Origin of the sequence: Pseudomonas sp. ICMP 8385, assembly GCF_002699915.1 — a bacterium.
GTDB lineage: Bacteria > Pseudomonadota > Gammaproteobacteria > Pseudomonadales > Pseudomonadaceae > Aquipseudomonas > Aquipseudomonas gessardii.
In genome coordinates, this window is sequence record NZ_LKBY01000093.1 from 39,848 (window position 1) to 55,320 (window position 15,473).

Here is a 15,473-nt window from a genome sequence, read left to right on the forward strand (position 1 = left end):
GCTCGTTATTCGGCTCGCGCCCGCACGTGGATAGCCGCAAAAGGCTCATTCTGCACCAGCTCGACCAAGGACTCCTTGACCAGTTCGAGGACCGCCATAAAGGTCACCACCACGCCCAGCCGCCCCTCCTCGGCGGTAAACAGCTCGACAAACGGCACAAACCCACCACCCTTGAGGCGCTCCAGCACATCGCTCATGCGTTCGCGGGTGGACAAGGCTTCGCGGCTGACCTGGTGGCTTTCAAACATATCGCCACGGCGCAGCACCTCGGCCATGGACATCAGCAATTCTTCCAGACTTACATCTGGCAACAATTTTCGCGCCCGGGCCTCTGGCGCATCCAGCCTGGGCACCACCACGTCGCGCCCCACGCGGCTCAGGCCGTCGATACCTTCGGCGGCGGCCTTGAAACGCTCGTACTCCTGCAGGCGGCGGATCAGTTCGGCGCGGGGGTCATCCTCTTCCGCCTCGATCGTCTCCGAGCGTGGCAGCAGCATCCGTGACTTGATCTCTGCCAGCATCGCGGCCATCACCAGGTATTCGGCGGCCAGCTCCAGGCGCACCGACTGCATCAACTCGACATAGCCCATGTACTGGCGGGTGATTTCCGCCACCGGGATGTCGAGGATATTGATGTTCTGCTTGCGGATCAGGTACAGCAGCAAGTCCAGCGGGCCTTCAAAGGCCTCAAGGAACACTTCCAGGGCATCCGGCGGGATATACAGGTCCAGGGGCATTTCCATGACCGCCTGGCCATAGACCATGGCAAAGGGCAGCTCCTGCTGCGCGCCGGCCTGGCTGTCGACGGTTTCCACGGCCGACATTCAGGCCTCGACCCTGAACGGCGCCGGGTCGCCACAGCCCACGCGGATCACTTCAGGCTCGCCGTCGGCCAGGTTGATCACCGTGGACGCCTTGTTGCCGCCGTAGCCGCCGTCGATGATCAGGTCAACGTGCTTTTCCAGGAGTTGGCGCATTTCATAGGGATCTTCCAGCGGCTCAGTGTCGCCGGGCATGATCAGCGATACGCTCATCAGCGGCTCACCCAGCTCGGCCAGCAGCGCCAGGGCGATGGGGTGCTCCGGCACCCGCAGGCCGATCGTGCGCTTCTTGGGGTGCAGCAGCAGGCGCGGCACCTCGCGGGTGGCATTCAGAATAAAGGTGTAGGGCCCCGGCGTATGGGCCTTGAGCAGGCGGAAGGTGCCGGTATCGACCTTGGCGAACAGCCCCAGTTGCGACAAGTCGCTGCAGATCAGCGCGAAGTTGTGGTTCTTGTCCAGTTCGCGCAGGCGTCTTACGCGCTCCACGGCGTTCTTGTCGCCGATCTGGCAACCGATGGCATAGGAAGAGTCCGTGGGGTAGATCACCACCCCGCCGCCACGAATGATCTCCACCGCCTGCTTGATCAGCCGCGCTTGCGGGTTTTCCGGATGAATCTGGAAAAATTGACTCACGTTCTCTACCTGTTCAGACGGTGGCGGTAATGGGGTCATGCTTGAATCGCCCCCACAAAAGCGGCAGGTCTTCCGGGACCGGGCGGTATTCGCCGATCTCCGACCAACCGCCTGGGCCATGGAAATCACTGCCGGCACTGACCAGCAGACCAAATTCACGGGCAAGAATCGCCAGGCTGCCAACCTGTTCGGCGGGTTGATGCCCATTGACCACTTCGATGGCGTGGCCACCGGCTTGAATATAGTCGCCGATCAGCTTGCGACGCTTGCTGCGGGTAAAGTCGTAATGCCAGGGATGCGCCAGGCTGACCCAGGCCCCGGAAGCGCGCAGGGTTGCCACGGTGTCTTCCAGGGTCGGCCAGTGCAGCTTGACATCCCCCAGCTTGCCGGCGCCCAGCCATTTGCGAAAGGCTTCGGCGCGATCCTTGACGAACCCTTCGCGCACCATCCAGTCGGCAAAATGCGGACGGGCCGGCGCATTGCCGCTGTCGCCCAGCGCCTGCTGGATGGCACGAGCGCCCTCCAGGGCACCGGGCATGCCCTTGAGCGCCAGTTTGCGGCTTATTTCTTCGGACCGCAGCCAGCGGCCATCGTGCAAACTGGCAATGGCCGCCACCAACGGCGGGGCGGAGACATCAAAACCGTAGCCCAGTACATGAATGGTTGCGCCGCCCCAGGTGCAGGACAATTCGACGCCATTGACCAGGTGCATGCCCAGCGCCGTGGCGGCAAGCCGCGCCTCGTCCAGGCCTTCAAGGGTGTCGTGGTCGGTCAACGACAGGACTCGCACGCCTTTTTCAAACGCACGCGCAACCAGTACCGCGGGCGCCAGGGCGCCGTCGGAGGCCGTGCTGTGGCAGTGCAAATCAACATTCACGGGAGTGTGTAACCTCAAGTCAGCTGGCGCTTACGCTACCAAGGATGTTTGTTATTATGCCGCCACATCCAGCTTCTGGCTCTTACTGTGAAACAATTCATCGACTTCATCCCGCTGTTGCTGTTCTTCATCGTGTTCAAAACCGACCCACGGGTCCTCGAGATGGGTGGCCATGAGCTGTCGTTCGGCGGCATCTACAGTGCCACGGCGGTGCTGATCATCAGCTCCCTGGTGGTCTACGGGGCGATCTTCATCTCCCAGCGCAAGCTGGAAAAAAGCCAATGGCTGACCCTGGTCGCCTGCCTGGTCTTTGGCGGCCTGACCCTGGCCTTCCACAGCGAAACCTTCCTTAAATGGAAAGCCCCGGTGGTCAACTGGCTGTTCGCCCTGGCCTTTCTCGGCAGCCACTTCATAGGTGACCGCCTGTTGATCAAGCGCATCATGGGCCACGCCTTGAACCTGCCGGAGCCGATCTGGACCCGCCTGAACATCGCCTGGATCGGGTTTTTCCTGTTCTGCGGCGCAGCCAACCTGTTCGTGGCCTTTACCTTCCAGAACTACTGGGTCGACTTCAAGGTGTTCGGCAGCCTGGGCCTGACCGTGGTGTTCCTGGTTGCCCAGGGTATCTACCTGTCGCGCCACCTGCATGACACCGACCCCACCACGCCAAAAACCGAGGACTGACATGCTCTACGCCATCATTGCCACCGACGTCGCCAACTCCCTGGAAAAACGCCTGGCCGCGCGTCCGGCCCACGTGGAGCGCCTCAAGGGGCTGCAGGCCGAAGGCCGCATCGTGCTCGCTGGCCCGCACCCGGCAGTCGACAGCAATGATCCGGGAGAGGCCGGCTTCACCGGCAGCCTGATCGTGGCCGAGTTTGCCTCCCTGGCCGACGCCCAGGCCTGGGCCAAGGCCGACCCGTATGTGGCGGCCGGGGTGTATGCCGATGTCGTGATCAAACCCTTCAAGCAAGTCCTGCCTTGATCCGGGTGGCGCTGAACCTATTGGGTTCGGCGTACTCCTAATCGCTCATTATTCTCGGTAACCTGCCGACAACGTTCTGAATATTCGTGTGGAATCAGGAGTTCCGATGCGCTTACGTCAGTTGTGTCTGTTGGCAGTGTTAATGATCGGGGCTACGGCCCAGGCTGAAGAAACCTCGAACACCGGCAGTTCAACGCCCCTGTCCTTGAGTGCCGGCAGCCAGATCACCGAGTTGCAGCAACGCTTGAAAGAAAGCGAACGCCTGCGCGAAGAACTGGGCAAACAATTGCAAACTGCCGATGCCGCCCGCGAGAGTGCGCAACTGAGCCGGCTGCGCCAGGACAATCAGCGCCTGGCCCAGCAACTCAAGGACGCGCAAGGTAGCGCCCTGCCACGCTGGCTGACCGACCAGCAGCAATGGTTCGTGATTGGTGCGGGAGTTGCGTTGGTTTCCCTGCTGTGCGGTATCTTCGCCAGTGGTGGACATCGACGCCGTCGACAATGGCTAAATTGAGTGAGTCATGAGCGAGCTGTTACTGATAGATGATGACCAGGAGCTCTGTGAGCTGCTGACCAGTTGGTTGAACCAGGAAGGTTTCCAGGTGCGCGCTTGCCATGACGGCGTGAGCGCGCGCAAGGTCCTGGCCGAATCCGCTCCGGCGGCCGTGGTGCTGGACGTGATGCTGCCCGATGGCAGCGGCCTGGAGTTGCTCAAGCAATTGCGCGCCGACCACCCGGAACTGCCGGTACTGATGCTCTCGGCCCGGGGCGAGCCCCTGGACCGGATCCTTGGCCTGGAACTGGGCGCCGATGACTACCTGGCCAAGCCCTGCGACCCCCGCGAACTGACTGCCCGCCTGCGGGCGGTGTTGCGCCGCAGCCACCCGACGGCCGTGTCGACCCAGCTCGAACTGGGCGACCTGTGCTTCAGCCCGGTGCGTGGCGTCGTGATCATCGACCATCAGGAACTGACCCTCACCCTGTCCGAAAGCCGCCTGCTGGAAGCCTTGCTGCGCCAGCCGGGCGAGCCCCTGGACAAGCAGGAACTGGCGCAGATCGCCCTGGGGCGCAAGCTGACCTTGTATGACCGCAGCCTGGACATGCACGTCAGCAACCTGCGCAAGAAAATCGGCCCCCATGCCGATGGCCGCCCGCGGATCGTGGCCCTGCGCAGCCGCGGCTACTACTATAGCCTCTGACATCTCCTGTAGGAGCCGGCAAGCCGGCGCCTACAGGTTTTGTAAGCCCCCGCCCAATCTGTCTTTACTCAAGCTTTACCCTCCCCTGACCGCCGCTGACCTTGATCTTTGTAATCTACTCACATCCGGACTCACCGGAACCGAGACAAGGAGAAACACCATGCGCAAGACCCTTATCGCTCTGATGTTCGCCGCTGCCCTGCCTACCGTCGCCATGGCCATGCCAGAAGGCCAAGGCCCGATGGGCGGCCCGCAAGGCCACATGATGGGTGGCCCGGACCACGGCGGTGAACACGGCATGCGCGGCAAAGGCGGCCCCTTCAGCCAACTGGACCTGACCCGCGAACAGCGCCAGCAGATCGGCAAGCTGATGGGCGAACAACGGGAAGGCCGCCAGCAACTGGTCAAGAAGTACCTGGATAAACTCCCGGCCGCTGAGCAAAAAGCCATGAACGACGAAATGGCCGCCGCCAAGCAGAAAACCCAAGCCGATATCCGCGCCCTGCTCAAGCCCGAGCAGCAGAAGAAGTTCGACGACATGGCGAAGAAACGCGCCGAGCGCCAAGCCGAGTGGCAGCAGTTCCAGGCCTGGAAAGCGCAACAACCGCAAAAAGCGCAATAATGCGCTAGCGACCTCCCAGCCCAGCGGCCCGTGCCGCTGGGCTTTTCCTGTTTGAGGGTTTCCTGTGCGTTCACTCTTCTGGCGCATCCTTGCCAGTTTCTGGCTGGCCATCGCCCTGGTTGCCGGGCTGTCGATCCTGCTTGGGCATATGCTCAACCAGGACGCCTGGATTCTCAGCCGCCATCCCGGCCTCAAGAACCTGGCCGAAGAATGGACCCAGCGCTATGAAACCCAGGGCGAGGACGCCGCCCAGGATTTGTTGCAACAGCGCAAACGCCAGTACCACGTCGATGTGCAGGTGCTCAATGAGAGTGGCGACCCGATGGTACGTGGCACCTTCCCGCGCCGCGCCGCCGCCTTTGAAGCCCGCCAGCATGAGAGCCATGAGGGCCGGCTGCCGTGGCGCCGCCTGACGGCCGAGTACACCAGTGAGAAAACCGGCGATACCTACCTGCTGATCTACCGCATCGCCCTGCCGGAGTTGGACGCCTGGCATCGCAGCAGCCTGCTCTGGCCGCTGAGCGCCCTGGCGATTGCCCTGGTGGTGCTGACCCTGTTCAGCCTGCTGGTGACCCTGTCCATCACCCGTCCCCTCAGCCGTCTGCGCGGTGCGGTCCACGACCTGGGCCAGGCCACATACCAGCAAAACAGCCTGGCGCGCCTGGCCAACCGGCGTGATGAGTTCGGCGTGCTGGCCACCGACTTCAATCGCATGGGCGCACGCCTGCAAAGCCTGATCGGCAGCCAGCGGCAACTGCTCAGGGATGTGTCCCACGAACTGCGCTCGCCCCTGGCGCGCCTGCGGATCGCCCTGGCCCTGGCGGAACGGGCCACGCCCCAGGCACGAGAAAAACTCTGGCCGCGCCTGACCCTCGAATGTGATCGCCTCGAAGCCCTGATCAGCGAGATCCTGGTACTGGCGCGGGTCGACGCCGACAACGCCAGCGCCGAAGACATCGACCTCAACCCCCTGCTCAAGACCCTGCAAAAAGACGCCCAACTCAGCGCCCCGGACCAGCACGTGCAGTTGCACACCGACCCTGTGCTCAAGCTCAAGGGCTGGCCACATATGGTCGAACGGGCGGTGGACAACCTGCTGCGCAATGCGCTGCGCTTCAACCCACCCGCCCAGCCCATTGAAATGCACGCCCAGCGCGACGGCGAGCGCATCGTCATCAGCGTGCGCGACCATGGCCCGGGCGTCGACGCCGAGCACCTGCAGTCATTGGGCGAGCCGTTTTACCGCGCCCCCGGGCAAACCGCACAGGGTCACGGCCTGGGCCTGGCCATCGCCCGCCGGGCCGCCGAACGGCACGGCGGCAGCCTGACCCTGGCCAATCATCCCGAAGGCGGATTTATCGCCACCCTGGACTTGCCCTTGCAGCCGGGGATTGCAGCACACCCCTGAAGATCTTCTATGATGGCCCTTCTCTTATGGAGGGCCTTTGATGACTGATCTGCTCACCTCGATCCAGCGTGCACTCGATCTGCCGCCCACGCCGCTGGCGTGCACTGAAGCCGGCGCCCTGCCGTCAACCTTCGCCGTCACTGAGCTGGCCTGCGCCAGCCTGGGGGCTGCAGCTCAGGCCCTGGCCCGCCTGCTGGCACAACAGACCGGGCGCCTGCCCCTGGTCAGCGTTGACCGGCGCCTGGCCTCATTCTGGTTCTCCAGCTCCCTGCGCCCACAGGGCTGGAGCGTGCCGCCGTTGTGGGACCCGATTGCCGGCGACTATGCCTGCGCCGACGGCTGGATCCGCCTGCACACCAATGCCCCCCACCATCGCGCTGCCGCCGAACGGGTGCTGGGGCCGGTCGCGGACCGGGCGGCGATGACGCTCAAGGTCGCCCCGTGGAGCGCTGCCGAACTGGAGCAGGCGATTATCGATGAGGCTGGCTGCGCCGCGCAGATGCGCACCTGGCAGGAGTGGCAGGCCCATCCGCAAGGGTTGGCGGTCAATCAGGAACCGTTGGTTGCGCGCGAGCGCTTCGACACAGCCGGCAACACCCGCTGGCTCGGCAACGTGGCGCGCCCGCTGGCGGGGGTCAAGGTCCTGGACCTGACCCGCGTCCTGGCCGGCCCCGTGGCCAGTCGTTTTCTCGCGGGGCTTGGCGCCGACGTCTTGCGCATCGATGCCCCCGCCTGGAACGAACCTGGGGTCGTACCGGAAATGACCCTGGGCAAGCGCTGCGCACGCCTTGACCTTAAAACCGCCAACGGCCGGCAATTATTCGAAAATTTACTCAAGGATGCCGACATTCTGTTTCACGGTTATCGGGCAGATGCCTTGGAGCAACTGGGTTACAACGCCACTGCACGCCAGCAACTGGCCCCCGGCCTGATCGACGTCAGCCTCAACGCCTACGGCTGGAGCGGCCCGTGGCGCAATCGCCGGGGCTTCGACAGCCTGGTGCAGATGAGCAGCGGCATCGCCCACGCCGGCATGCAGTGCAAGCAGGCAGATAAACCCGTGCCGCTGCCGGTGCAGGCCCTGGACCACGCCACCGGCTACCTGATGGCGGCCAGTGCGATACAGGCCTTGGCCGAGCGCTTAAGCAGCGGGCACGGCGGTTCGGCACGCCTGTCACTGGCGCGTACGGCGAAGCTGTTGGTCGAGGCGGGACAAGGCGTGAAGCAGCCCGCCTTGCGTGAGGAAGAGCCCGGTGATCAGGGGCTGCTGGTGGAGCAGACGGCCTGGGGGCCGGCGCATCGGCTGCTGGCGCCGGTCACTGTTACCGGGACCCCGTTGCAGTGGGATTTGCCGGCGGGGGAATTGGGGGCGCATCGGGCACAGTGGTGACCTTGAAAGGGTCATCGCGGCGATGCGGCGACCCGACAAGCCCGCTCCCACAGTTGACCGTGTACAACTTATGTGGGAGCGGGCTTGCCCGCGATAAGGCCCGCCCAGGCACAACAATTTCACAAGGTCAGCACACCACTGTACAACCCATACGCCGCCAGGCTGGCGCCAGCGATCACGCAGCTGAAAATGCCCTTTTCCAACAAGGTAAACAGCGGCTGGCCCTGTTCGCGCTTGGCCTGGGCAAACAGGATCACCCCCGGGGCATACAGCAGCGCCGACAGCAGCAGGTATTTCAAGCCTCCGGCATACAACAGCCACACCGCATAGCCAAGGGCAATCACCCCCACCAGCAGGTCCTTGAGCCGCTGGCCATGGGCCCCCTCGTAGGTTTCCCCCCTCCCGCACAGCAGCACGGCATAGGCCGCCGACCATAAATACGGCACCAGGATCATCGACGACGCCAGGTAGATCAGCGTGGTGTAGGTGCTGGCCGAAAACAGGGTGATCACGAGGAACAGCTGGATCATCACATTGGTCAGCCACAGCGCATTGACCGGCACACGGTTGGCGTTTTCCTTTTTCAGGAAGGCCGGCATGGTCTTGTCATGGGCGGTGGCGTAGAGAATCTCGGCGCACAGCAAGGCCCATGACAGCAACGCGCCCAGCAGCGACACCGCCAGGCCGATGCTGATCAACATCGCGCCCCAGGGGCCGACAATATGTTCCAGCACGCCCGCCAGGGACGGGTTCTGCAAGTTGGCCAGGTCAGGCTGGCTCATGATCCCCAGAGACAGTACGTTGACCAGCACCAGCAGGGCCAAGACCCCGACAAACCCGATCACCGTGGCACGGCCCACGTCTGAGCGTTTTTCCGCGCGCGCCGAGTACACGCTGGCGCCTTCGATGCCGATAAACACAAACACGGTGACCAGCATCATGTTGCGCACCTGGTCCATCACCCCACCGAATTGCGGGTTACCCAGGCCCCAGATATCCCGGGTGAAAATGTCTGCCTTGAACGCCACGGCGGCGATCACGATAAACATCAGCAGCGGCACGATCTTGGCCACGGTGGTGACCTGGTTGATAAACGCGGCCTCCTTGATCCCGCGCATCACCAGAAAATGCACGGCCCACAGCAGCAGCGACGCGCAGCCGATCGCCACCGGCGTGTTGCCTTGGCCGAATACCGGAAAAAAATAACCCAGGGTGCTGAACAGCAATACGAAATAGCCGACGTTGCCCATCCAGGCACTGATCCAGTAGCCCCAGGCCGACGAGAAACCCATGTAGTCGCCAAACCCGGCCTTGGCGTAGGCATACACCCCCGAATCCAGGTTGGGCTTGCGGTTGGCCAGGGTCTGGAACACAAACGCCAGGGTCAACATGCCTATGGCGGTGATGCCCCAACCGATCAGGATCGCCCCCACCTCGGCCCGCGCCGCCATGTTCTGCGGCAACGAGAAGATCCCGCCGCCAATCATCGAGCCCACTACCAATGCCACGAGGGCGCTGAGGCGCAGCTTTTGTGCCGGTTGCGACATAGGAACTCCTGTTGATCAAACAGTCGTCAAGCTAACAACTGCACACACGGCTAATTTATCGAAAACAGGCAACGTTTATTAGCTATAGCGAATAAAACTGCTCGCCTCATAACTTAATGACATTTCTGTTAGGCGAGTTTAGGCAAATTTAGAATTTAAATACCACTTGTGTTTATCCATGAGAGGTATTCGGCAAAGCCTTTTGAAAAAGTTTGCACATCCGCGAAAACGGGCTAGCTTCAAACATCCACGCCTTGCGTCTATAGGCTGAACCCAAACGGGCCAAAGCTCTGGGACATGCTTATCCGGGCGATTATACGCCTGTGGCATTTATTCATAAGTCTTTAATTCACAATGGAATGTGCCAATGAAGTGATCTGAGTCAGTTGTTTGAATAGCGCACAGTTTTATTCTGTGATCTCTCTTCTCCTGCATTGGAGTCACGCAATGTCTGAATCTCCCGGAAAACTTCGATTAGGCGCCCTTGTTGCTCTTGTTGTGGGCTCAATGATTGGCGGCGGGATCTTCTCGTTGCCGCAAAACATGGCCGCCAGCGCCGATGTCGGTGCGGTACTGATTGGTTGGGTCATCACGGCCGTCGGTATGTTGACCCTGGCGTTTGTGTTCCAGACCCTGGCCAATCGCAAACCTGACCTGGACGGCGGTGTATATGCCTACGCCAAGGCCGGTTTTGGCGACTACATGGGCTTCTCGTCCGCCTGGGGCTACTGGATCAGCGCCTGGCTGGGCAACGTCGGCTACTTCGTGCTGCTGTTCAGCACCCTCGGTTACTTCTTCCCCATCTTCGGCGAAGGCAATACCCCGGCGGCGGTGATTGGTGCCTCGGTGCTGTTGTGGGCCGTGCATTTTTTGGTGCTGCGCGGGATCAAGGAAGCGGCGTTTATCAACCTGGTGACCACCGTCGCCAAGGTCGTGCCGCTGGTGCTGTTTGTGCTGATTGCGCTGTTCGCCTTCAAACTGGACATCTTCACCGCTGATATCTGGGGCGTGAAAAACCCCGACTTGGGCAGTGTGATGAACCAGGTGCGCAACATGATGCTGGTCACCGTCTGGGTGTTTATCGGCATCGAAGGCGCGAGCATCTTCTCGTCCCGTGCCGAAAAACGTTCGGACGTGGGCAAGGCTACCGTCATCGGCTTTATCACCGTGCTGTTGTTCCTGATGCTGGTGAACGTGCTGTCCCTGGGCATCATGACCCAACCGGAACTGGCCAAGCTGCAGAACCCGTCGATGGCGGCCGTACTGGAGCATGTGGTCGGCCATTGGGGCGCGGTGCTGATCAGCGTCGGCCTGATCATCTCCCTGCTGGGCGCGCTGCTGTCGTGGGTGCTGCTGTGTGCAGAGATCATGTTCGCCGCCGCCAAAGACCACACCATGCCGGAGTTCCTGCGTAAGGAAAACGCCAACCATGTGCCGGTCAACGCCCTGTGGCTGACCAATGCCATGGTGCAGATCTTCCTGGTGATCACGCTGTTTTCCGCCAGTACCTACCTGTCGCTGATCTACCTCGCCACCTCGATGATCCTCGTGCCCTACCTGTGGTCGGCGGCCTACGCGCTGCTGCTGGCGGTACGCGGCGAGACCTACGAGGCGGCCCTGGCCGAACGCAAGAAAGACCTGTTTATTGGCGCCATCGCCCTGATCTACGCGGTCTGGCTGCTGTATGCCGGCGGCACCAAGTACCTGCTGCTCTCCGCCCTGCTCTACGCCCCTGGCGCGATCCTGTTCGCCAAGGCCAAGCGTGAACTGGGCAAACCGATTTTCACCAACGTCGAGAAGCTGATTTTCGCCGCAGTGGTCATTGGCGCCCTGGTGGCGGCCTATGGGCTCTACGACGGCTTCCTGACCCTGTAACACCCTTATTGTTTATGTTCACTGGAGGATCTGTAATGACCACGGAAAAAGTTAAGTACGGCGTACATTCCGAAGCCGGCAAACTGCGCAAAGTCATGGTGTGTTCCCCAGGTCTGGCCCATCAGCGGCTGACCCCCAATAATTGCGACGAGCTGTTGTTCGATGACGTGCTCTGGGTTGCCCAGGCCAAGCGGGACCATTTCGACTTCGTCACCAAGATGCGCGAGCGCGATATCGATGTGCTGGAAATGCACAACCTGCTGACCGATATTGTCGCCATCCCCGAAGCCCTGGACTGGATCCTGGAGCGCAAGATCACCGCTGATACGGTTGGCCTGGGCCTGGCCGATGAAGTCGGCTCCTGGCTGCGCAGCCTGGAGCCGCGCAAGGTCGCCGAGTTCCTGATCGGCGGCGTGTCGGCCGATGACCTGCCGAGCAGCTTCGGTGGCAAGACCATCGAGATGTTCCGCGACTTCCTCGGCCACTCAAGCTTTATCCTGCCGCCACTGCCCAACACCCAGTTCACCCGCGACACCACGTGCTGGATCTACGGTGGCGTGACGCTCAACCCGATGTACTGGCCAGCGCGACGTCAAGAAACCCTGCTGACCACCGCCATCTACAAGTTCCACCCCGAGTTCACCAACGCCGACTTCCAGATCTGGTACGGCGACCCTGACCTGCAACACGGTGCCGCCACCCTGGAAGGCGGCGACGTGATGCCGATTGGCAACGGCGTGGTGTTGATCGGGATGGGCGAGCGCTCGTCTCACCAGGCCATCGGCCAACTGGCGCGCAACCTGTTCAAGAACAAGGCGGTGGAAAAGGTGATCGTGGCCGGCCTGCCGAAGTCCCGTGCGGCGATGCACCTGGACACCGTGTTCAGCTTCTGCGACCGCGACCTGGTGACCATCTTCCCCGAAGTGGTCAACCAGATCGTCCCATTCACCCTGCGCCCTGACGAGAGCAAGCCCCACGGTATCGATATCCAACGGGAGAAAACCAACTTCCTCGACACCGTGGCCGCCGCCCTTGGCCTCAAGGCCCTGCGCGTGGTGGAAACCGGCGGCAACAGCTTCGCCGCCGAACGCGAACAGTGGGACGACGGCAACAACGTGGTCGCGGTAGAGCCTGGCGTGGTGATCGGTTACGACCGCAACACCTACACCAACACCCTGCTGCGCAAGGCCGGTGTGGAAGTCATCACCATCAGCGCCGGCGAACTGGGCCGGGGCCGTGGCGGCGGCCACTGCATGACCTGCCCGATCATCCGCGACCCTATCGACTACTAAACGACCATCTCCCCGGCGGCATCCACCCGATGCCGCACGGGCCGATTACCGAATCCAAGGAGAATCATCATGGCGTTCAACATCCACAACCGTAACCTGCTGAGCCTGGAACACCACACCCCGCGCGAACTGCGCTACCTGCTGGACCTGTCCCGCGACCTCAAGCGCGCCAAGTACACCGGCACCGAGCAGCAGCACCTCAAGGGCAACAACATCGCGCTGATCTTCGAGAAAACCTCGACCCGCACCCGATGTGCCTTTGAAGTCGCGGCCTATGACCAGGGCGCCAACGTTACCTATATCGACCCGAACTCATCGCAGATCGGCCATAAAGAAAGCATGAAAGACACCGCCCGCGTACTCGGGCGCATGTACGACGCCATTGAATACCGTGGCTTCAAGCAGGAAATCGTCGAAGAACTGGCGAAATTCGCCGGGGTCCCGGTGTTCAACGGCCTGACCGACGAGTACCACCCGACCCAGATGATCGCCGACGTGCTGACCATGCGTGAACACGCAGACAAGCCGATCCACGACATCAGCTACGCCTACCTGGGCGACGCCCGCAACAACATGGGCAACTCGCTGCTGCTGGTCGGCGCCAAGCTGGGCATGGACGTGCGCATCTGCGCGCCCAAGGCCCTGTGGCCCCACGATGATCTGGTGGGCCGCTGCAAAAAATACGCCGAAGAAAGCGGCGCCCGCATCACTCTCACCGAAGACCCGAAAGCGGCAGTCAAGGGCGTGGACTTTATCCACACCGACGTCTGGGTCTCCATGGGCGAACCAGTGGAAGCCTGGGCCGAGCGTATCGAGCAACTGCTGCCCTACCAGGTCAACAGCCAGTTGATGAAAGCCACCGGCAACCCACGCACCAAGTTCATGCACTGCCTGCCGGCGTTCCATAACAGCGATACCAAGATCGGCAAACAGATTGCCGAGCAGTATCCGCACCTGGCCAATGGCATCGAAGTGACCGACGACGTGTTCGAGTCCCCGGCCTGCATCGCCTTCGAGCAAGCGGAAAACCGCATGCACACCATCAAGGCGATCCTGGTTTCGACGCTGGCTGACCTGTAACCCAACACCGCTCCCACTGATGTAACACGGTCAATGTGGGAGCCGGGCTTGCCCGCGATGCCGTCACCTCGGTCTGCCAGACCTAGTGAGGTGATGCCATCGCAGGCAAGCCAGCTCCCACATAAAGCCCGTTCCCACATTTGGTCCGGTGTTCACAAGCAGAATTCTAGAAGGATTGCATTATGCGTATCGTCGTTGCTCTGGGCGGTAACGCCCTGCTCCGCCGTGGTGAACCCATGACTGCGGACAACCAACGCGCCAATATCCGGGTCGCCACCGAACAGATTGCCAAGATCCATCCCGGCAATGAGCTGGTGATCGCCCACGGCAATGGGCCGCAAGTCGGCCTGCTGTCATTGCAGGCCGCCGCCTACACCCAGGTTTCGCCGTACCCGCTGGACGTGCTGGGCGCGGAAACCGAAGGCATGATCGGCTATATCATCGAACAGGAACTGGGCAACCTGCTGGACTTCGAGGTGCCGTTCGCCACCCTGCTGACCCAGGTTGAAGTGGACGCCAACGACCCGGCCTTCCAGAACCCGACCAAGCCGATCGGCCCGGTCTATTCCAAGGCCGAAGCGGAAAAACTGGCCGCCGAAAAAGGCTGGGCGATTGCCCCCGATGGCGACAAATATCGCCGGGTGGTGGCCAGCCCTCGGCCCAAGCGCATCTTTGAGATCCGCCCGATCAAGTGGCTGCTGGAAAAGAGCAGCATCGTGATCTGCGCCGGCGGCGGCGGCATCCCGACCATGTACGACGAAAACGGCAAGCTCAAGGGCATCGAGGCCGTGATCGACAAAGACCTGTGTTCCTCGCTGCTGGCCCAGCAACTGGAGGCCGACCTGCTGGTGATCGCCACCGACGTCAACGCGGCCTTTATCGACTTCGGCAAGCCGACGCAAAAGGCCATCGGCCAGGCGCACCCCGACGACATGGAAAAACTCGGTTTCGCCGCCGGCTCCATGGGGCCCAAGGTCCAGGCCGCCTGCGAGTTCGCCCGCAACACTGGCAAAACCGCAGTGATCGGTTCACTCTCGGACATCGAAGCCATTGTCCAGGGCACCGCCGGCACCCGTATCAGCACGGCAAAACCTGGCATCACCTACTTATAAATACACCCCGGGCGGCTGTTTGCAGCCGCCCTTCTCCAATGCCTTGTTAAGGAGAAACGCCTATGGCCATTTTTGAACCCGGTCACTTGCATGTTGAACGCCACGCGTTGAATGCCCAGGATCACAGCTACGACCTGTGCATCGACTATGAAATCAGCCAGGATCCAAAGGAAGGCAAGGGAATGCTCTTCAAGATGCACGGTTCGGTGCAGGGCAAAGAGCTCAAGGAAGAATTCTTCCTGCCCAAGGACCAGGCCTTCGACTTTGCCCGCCATGCCATGAACATCGCGCAGAAATACGGCATGCCGAAAACCGCGGTGCTCAACGGGAGCATGCATAAACAGTACGACCTGATGTTCGAGGATGTGCGCCACCAGCTGGATGTAAAGCCGGGCGACCCGATCAAGCCTGAACACCTGGAATAACAGGTTTTTACTGACACAACAGACCCCAATGTGGGAGCGGGCTTATGTGGGAGCGGGCTTGCTCGCGATAGCGGTGTTTCAGTCAGAGTTGCATTAACTGCCCCACCGCCATCGCGAGCAAGCCCGCTCCCACATTTTGAGCTGTGTTACCTGTCAGATTTCACCTCTGCCCTGCTCCAAGGCATACTGGCCACCCTCCGCATTGCA

At 61.7% G+C, this 15,473-nt stretch carries 16 protein-coding genes; 12 read left to right on the forward strand and 4 right to left on the reverse strand.

The window, feature by feature from the left end:
• Positions 1–5: 5 nt before the first annotated feature.
• From AO268_RS11940 to AO268_RS11950, 3 genes are all read right to left on the reverse strand, one after another.
• Positions 6–704, reverse strand: a complete 699-nt coding sequence (locus AO268_RS11940) for a segregation and condensation protein A (protein WP_169866642.1) — start codon at positions 702–704, stop codon at positions 6–8.
• A 120-nt stretch (positions 705–824) separates the two neighbouring features.
• Positions 825–1,454: an L-threonylcarbamoyladenylate synthase gene (locus AO268_RS11945; RefSeq protein ID WP_099168806.1), complete on the reverse strand. Its 630-nt coding sequence runs from the start codon at positions 1,452–1,454 to the stop codon at positions 825–827.
• 13 nt (positions 1,455–1,467) lie between these two features.
• Positions 1,468–2,331: a PHP domain-containing protein gene (locus tag AO268_RS11950; protein ID WP_099168807.1), complete on the reverse strand. Its 864-nt coding sequence runs from the start codon at positions 2,329–2,331 to the stop codon at positions 1,468–1,470.
• A gap of 87 nt (positions 2,332–2,418) precedes the next feature.
• On the opposite strand from AO268_RS11950, the gene AO268_RS11955 reads away from it, so the two are divergent.
• From AO268_RS11955 to AO268_RS11985, 7 genes are all read left to right on the forward strand, one after another.
• The gene (locus AO268_RS11955) at positions 2,419–3,015 is read left to right on the forward strand and encodes a septation protein A (RefSeq protein ID WP_099168808.1); all 597 of its coding nucleotides are present in this window, start codon (positions 2,419–2,421) and stop codon (positions 3,013–3,015) included.
• Between the two features lies 1 nt (position 3,016).
• Positions 3,017–3,316 (forward strand): YciI family protein, encoded by a 300-nt coding sequence (locus tag AO268_RS11960; protein ID WP_076964724.1) that lies wholly within the window; start codon positions 3,017–3,019, stop codon positions 3,314–3,316.
• Positions 3,317–3,422: 106 nt separating this feature from the next.
• Entirely contained in the window at positions 3,423–3,830 is a 408-nt protein-coding gene (locus AO268_RS11965; RefSeq protein ID WP_099168809.1) for a translation initiation factor 2, read from the forward strand.
• Positions 3,831–3,837: 7 nt separating this feature from the next.
• A complete protein-coding gene (locus AO268_RS11970) occupies positions 3,838–4,515 on the forward strand; it encodes a response regulator transcription factor (RefSeq protein WP_099168810.1) in 678 nt (225 codons plus the stop codon).
• Positions 4,516–4,675: 160 nt separating this feature from the next.
• Positions 4,676–5,137, forward strand: coding sequence for a Spy/CpxP family protein refolding chaperone (locus AO268_RS11975; protein WP_099168811.1), 462 nt, complete (start codon positions 4,676–4,678; stop codon positions 5,135–5,137).
• Between the two features lie 64 nt (positions 5,138–5,201).
• The gene (locus AO268_RS11980) at positions 5,202–6,545 is read left to right on the forward strand and encodes a sensor histidine kinase (protein WP_076964720.1); all 1,344 of its coding nucleotides are present in this window, start codon (positions 5,202–5,204) and stop codon (positions 6,543–6,545) included.
• A 40-nt stretch (positions 6,546–6,585) separates the two neighbouring features.
• Positions 6,586–7,935, forward strand: a complete 1,350-nt coding sequence (locus AO268_RS11985; RefSeq protein ID WP_076964719.1) for a CoA transferase — start codon at positions 6,586–6,588, stop codon at positions 7,933–7,935.
• A gap of 119 nt (positions 7,936–8,054) precedes the next feature.
• Here the strand turns inward: AO268_RS11985 and arcD (AO268_RS11990) are convergent, their stop codons facing one another.
• Positions 8,055–9,482, reverse strand: coding sequence for an arginine-ornithine antiporter (gene arcD, locus AO268_RS11990; RefSeq protein ID WP_099168812.1), 1,428 nt, complete (start codon positions 9,480–9,482; stop codon positions 8,055–8,057).
• A 447-nt stretch (positions 9,483–9,929) separates the two neighbouring features.
• On the opposite strand from arcD (AO268_RS11990), the gene arcD (AO268_RS11995) reads away from it, so the two are divergent.
• From arcD (AO268_RS11995) to AO268_RS12020, 5 genes are all read left to right on the forward strand, one after another.
• Positions 9,930–11,357 (forward strand): arginine-ornithine antiporter, encoded by a 1,428-nt coding sequence (arcD, locus tag AO268_RS11995; RefSeq protein ID WP_029296320.1) that lies wholly within the window; start codon positions 9,930–9,932, stop codon positions 11,355–11,357.
• A gap of 35 nt (positions 11,358–11,392) precedes the next feature.
• Entirely contained in the window at positions 11,393–12,649 is a 1,257-nt protein-coding gene (arcA, locus tag AO268_RS12000) for an arginine deiminase (protein ID WP_076964717.1), read from the forward strand.
• A 69-nt stretch (positions 12,650–12,718) separates the two neighbouring features.
• Positions 12,719–13,729 carry an ornithine carbamoyltransferase gene (locus tag AO268_RS12005; protein ID WP_032862522.1) on the forward strand — a complete coding sequence of 337 codons (1,011 nt, stop codon included), beginning with the start codon at positions 12,719–12,721 and terminating at the stop codon, positions 13,727–13,729.
• 182 nt (positions 13,730–13,911) lie between these two features.
• Positions 13,912–14,841 carry a carbamate kinase gene (gene arcC / locus AO268_RS12015; RefSeq protein WP_099168814.1) on the forward strand — a complete coding sequence of 310 codons (930 nt, stop codon included), beginning with the start codon at positions 13,912–13,914 and terminating at the stop codon, positions 14,839–14,841.
• Between the two features lie 62 nt (positions 14,842–14,903).
• Entirely contained in the window at positions 14,904–15,266 is a 363-nt protein-coding gene (locus AO268_RS12020; RefSeq protein ID WP_076964716.1) for a DUF5064 family protein, read from the forward strand.
• The last annotated feature ends 207 nt before the right edge of the window (positions 15,267–15,473 follow it).

What these genes read in the sequence shown, in the direction of transcription:
- AO268_RS11960 (WP_076964724.1), top strand. Translation starts at nt 3,017, where the DNA reads ATGCTCTACGCCATCATTGCCACCGACGTCGCCAACTCCCTGGAAAAA.
- AO268_RS11965 (WP_099168809.1), top strand. Translation starts at nt 3,423, where the DNA reads ATGCGCTTACGTCAGTTGTGTCTGTTGGCAGTGTTAATGATCGGGGCT.
- AO268_RS11970 (WP_099168810.1), top strand. Translation starts at nt 3,838, where the DNA reads ATGAGCGAGCTGTTACTGATAGATGATGACCAGGAGCTCTGTGAGCTG.
- AO268_RS11975 (WP_099168811.1), top strand. Translation starts at nt 4,676, where the DNA reads ATGCGCAAGACCCTTATCGCTCTGATGTTCGCCGCTGCCCTGCCTACC.
- AO268_RS11985 (WP_076964719.1), top strand. Translation starts at nt 6,586, where the DNA reads ATGACTGATCTGCTCACCTCGATCCAGCGTGCACTCGATCTGCCGCCC.
- arcD (WP_099168812.1), bottom strand. Translation starts at nt 9,482, where the DNA reads ATGTCGCAACCGGCACAAAAGCTGCGCCTCAGCGCCCTCGTGGCATTG.
- arcD (WP_029296320.1), top strand. Translation starts at nt 9,930, where the DNA reads ATGTCTGAATCTCCCGGAAAACTTCGATTAGGCGCCCTTGTTGCTCTT.
- arcA (WP_076964717.1), top strand. Translation starts at nt 11,393, where the DNA reads ATGACCACGGAAAAAGTTAAGTACGGCGTACATTCCGAAGCCGGCAAA.
- AO268_RS12005 (WP_032862522.1), top strand. Translation starts at nt 12,719, where the DNA reads ATGGCGTTCAACATCCACAACCGTAACCTGCTGAGCCTGGAACACCAC.
- arcC (WP_099168814.1), top strand. Translation starts at nt 13,912, where the DNA reads ATGCGTATCGTCGTTGCTCTGGGCGGTAACGCCCTGCTCCGCCGTGGT.
- AO268_RS12020 (WP_076964716.1), top strand. Translation starts at nt 14,904, where the DNA reads ATGGCCATTTTTGAACCCGGTCACTTGCATGTTGAACGCCACGCGTTG.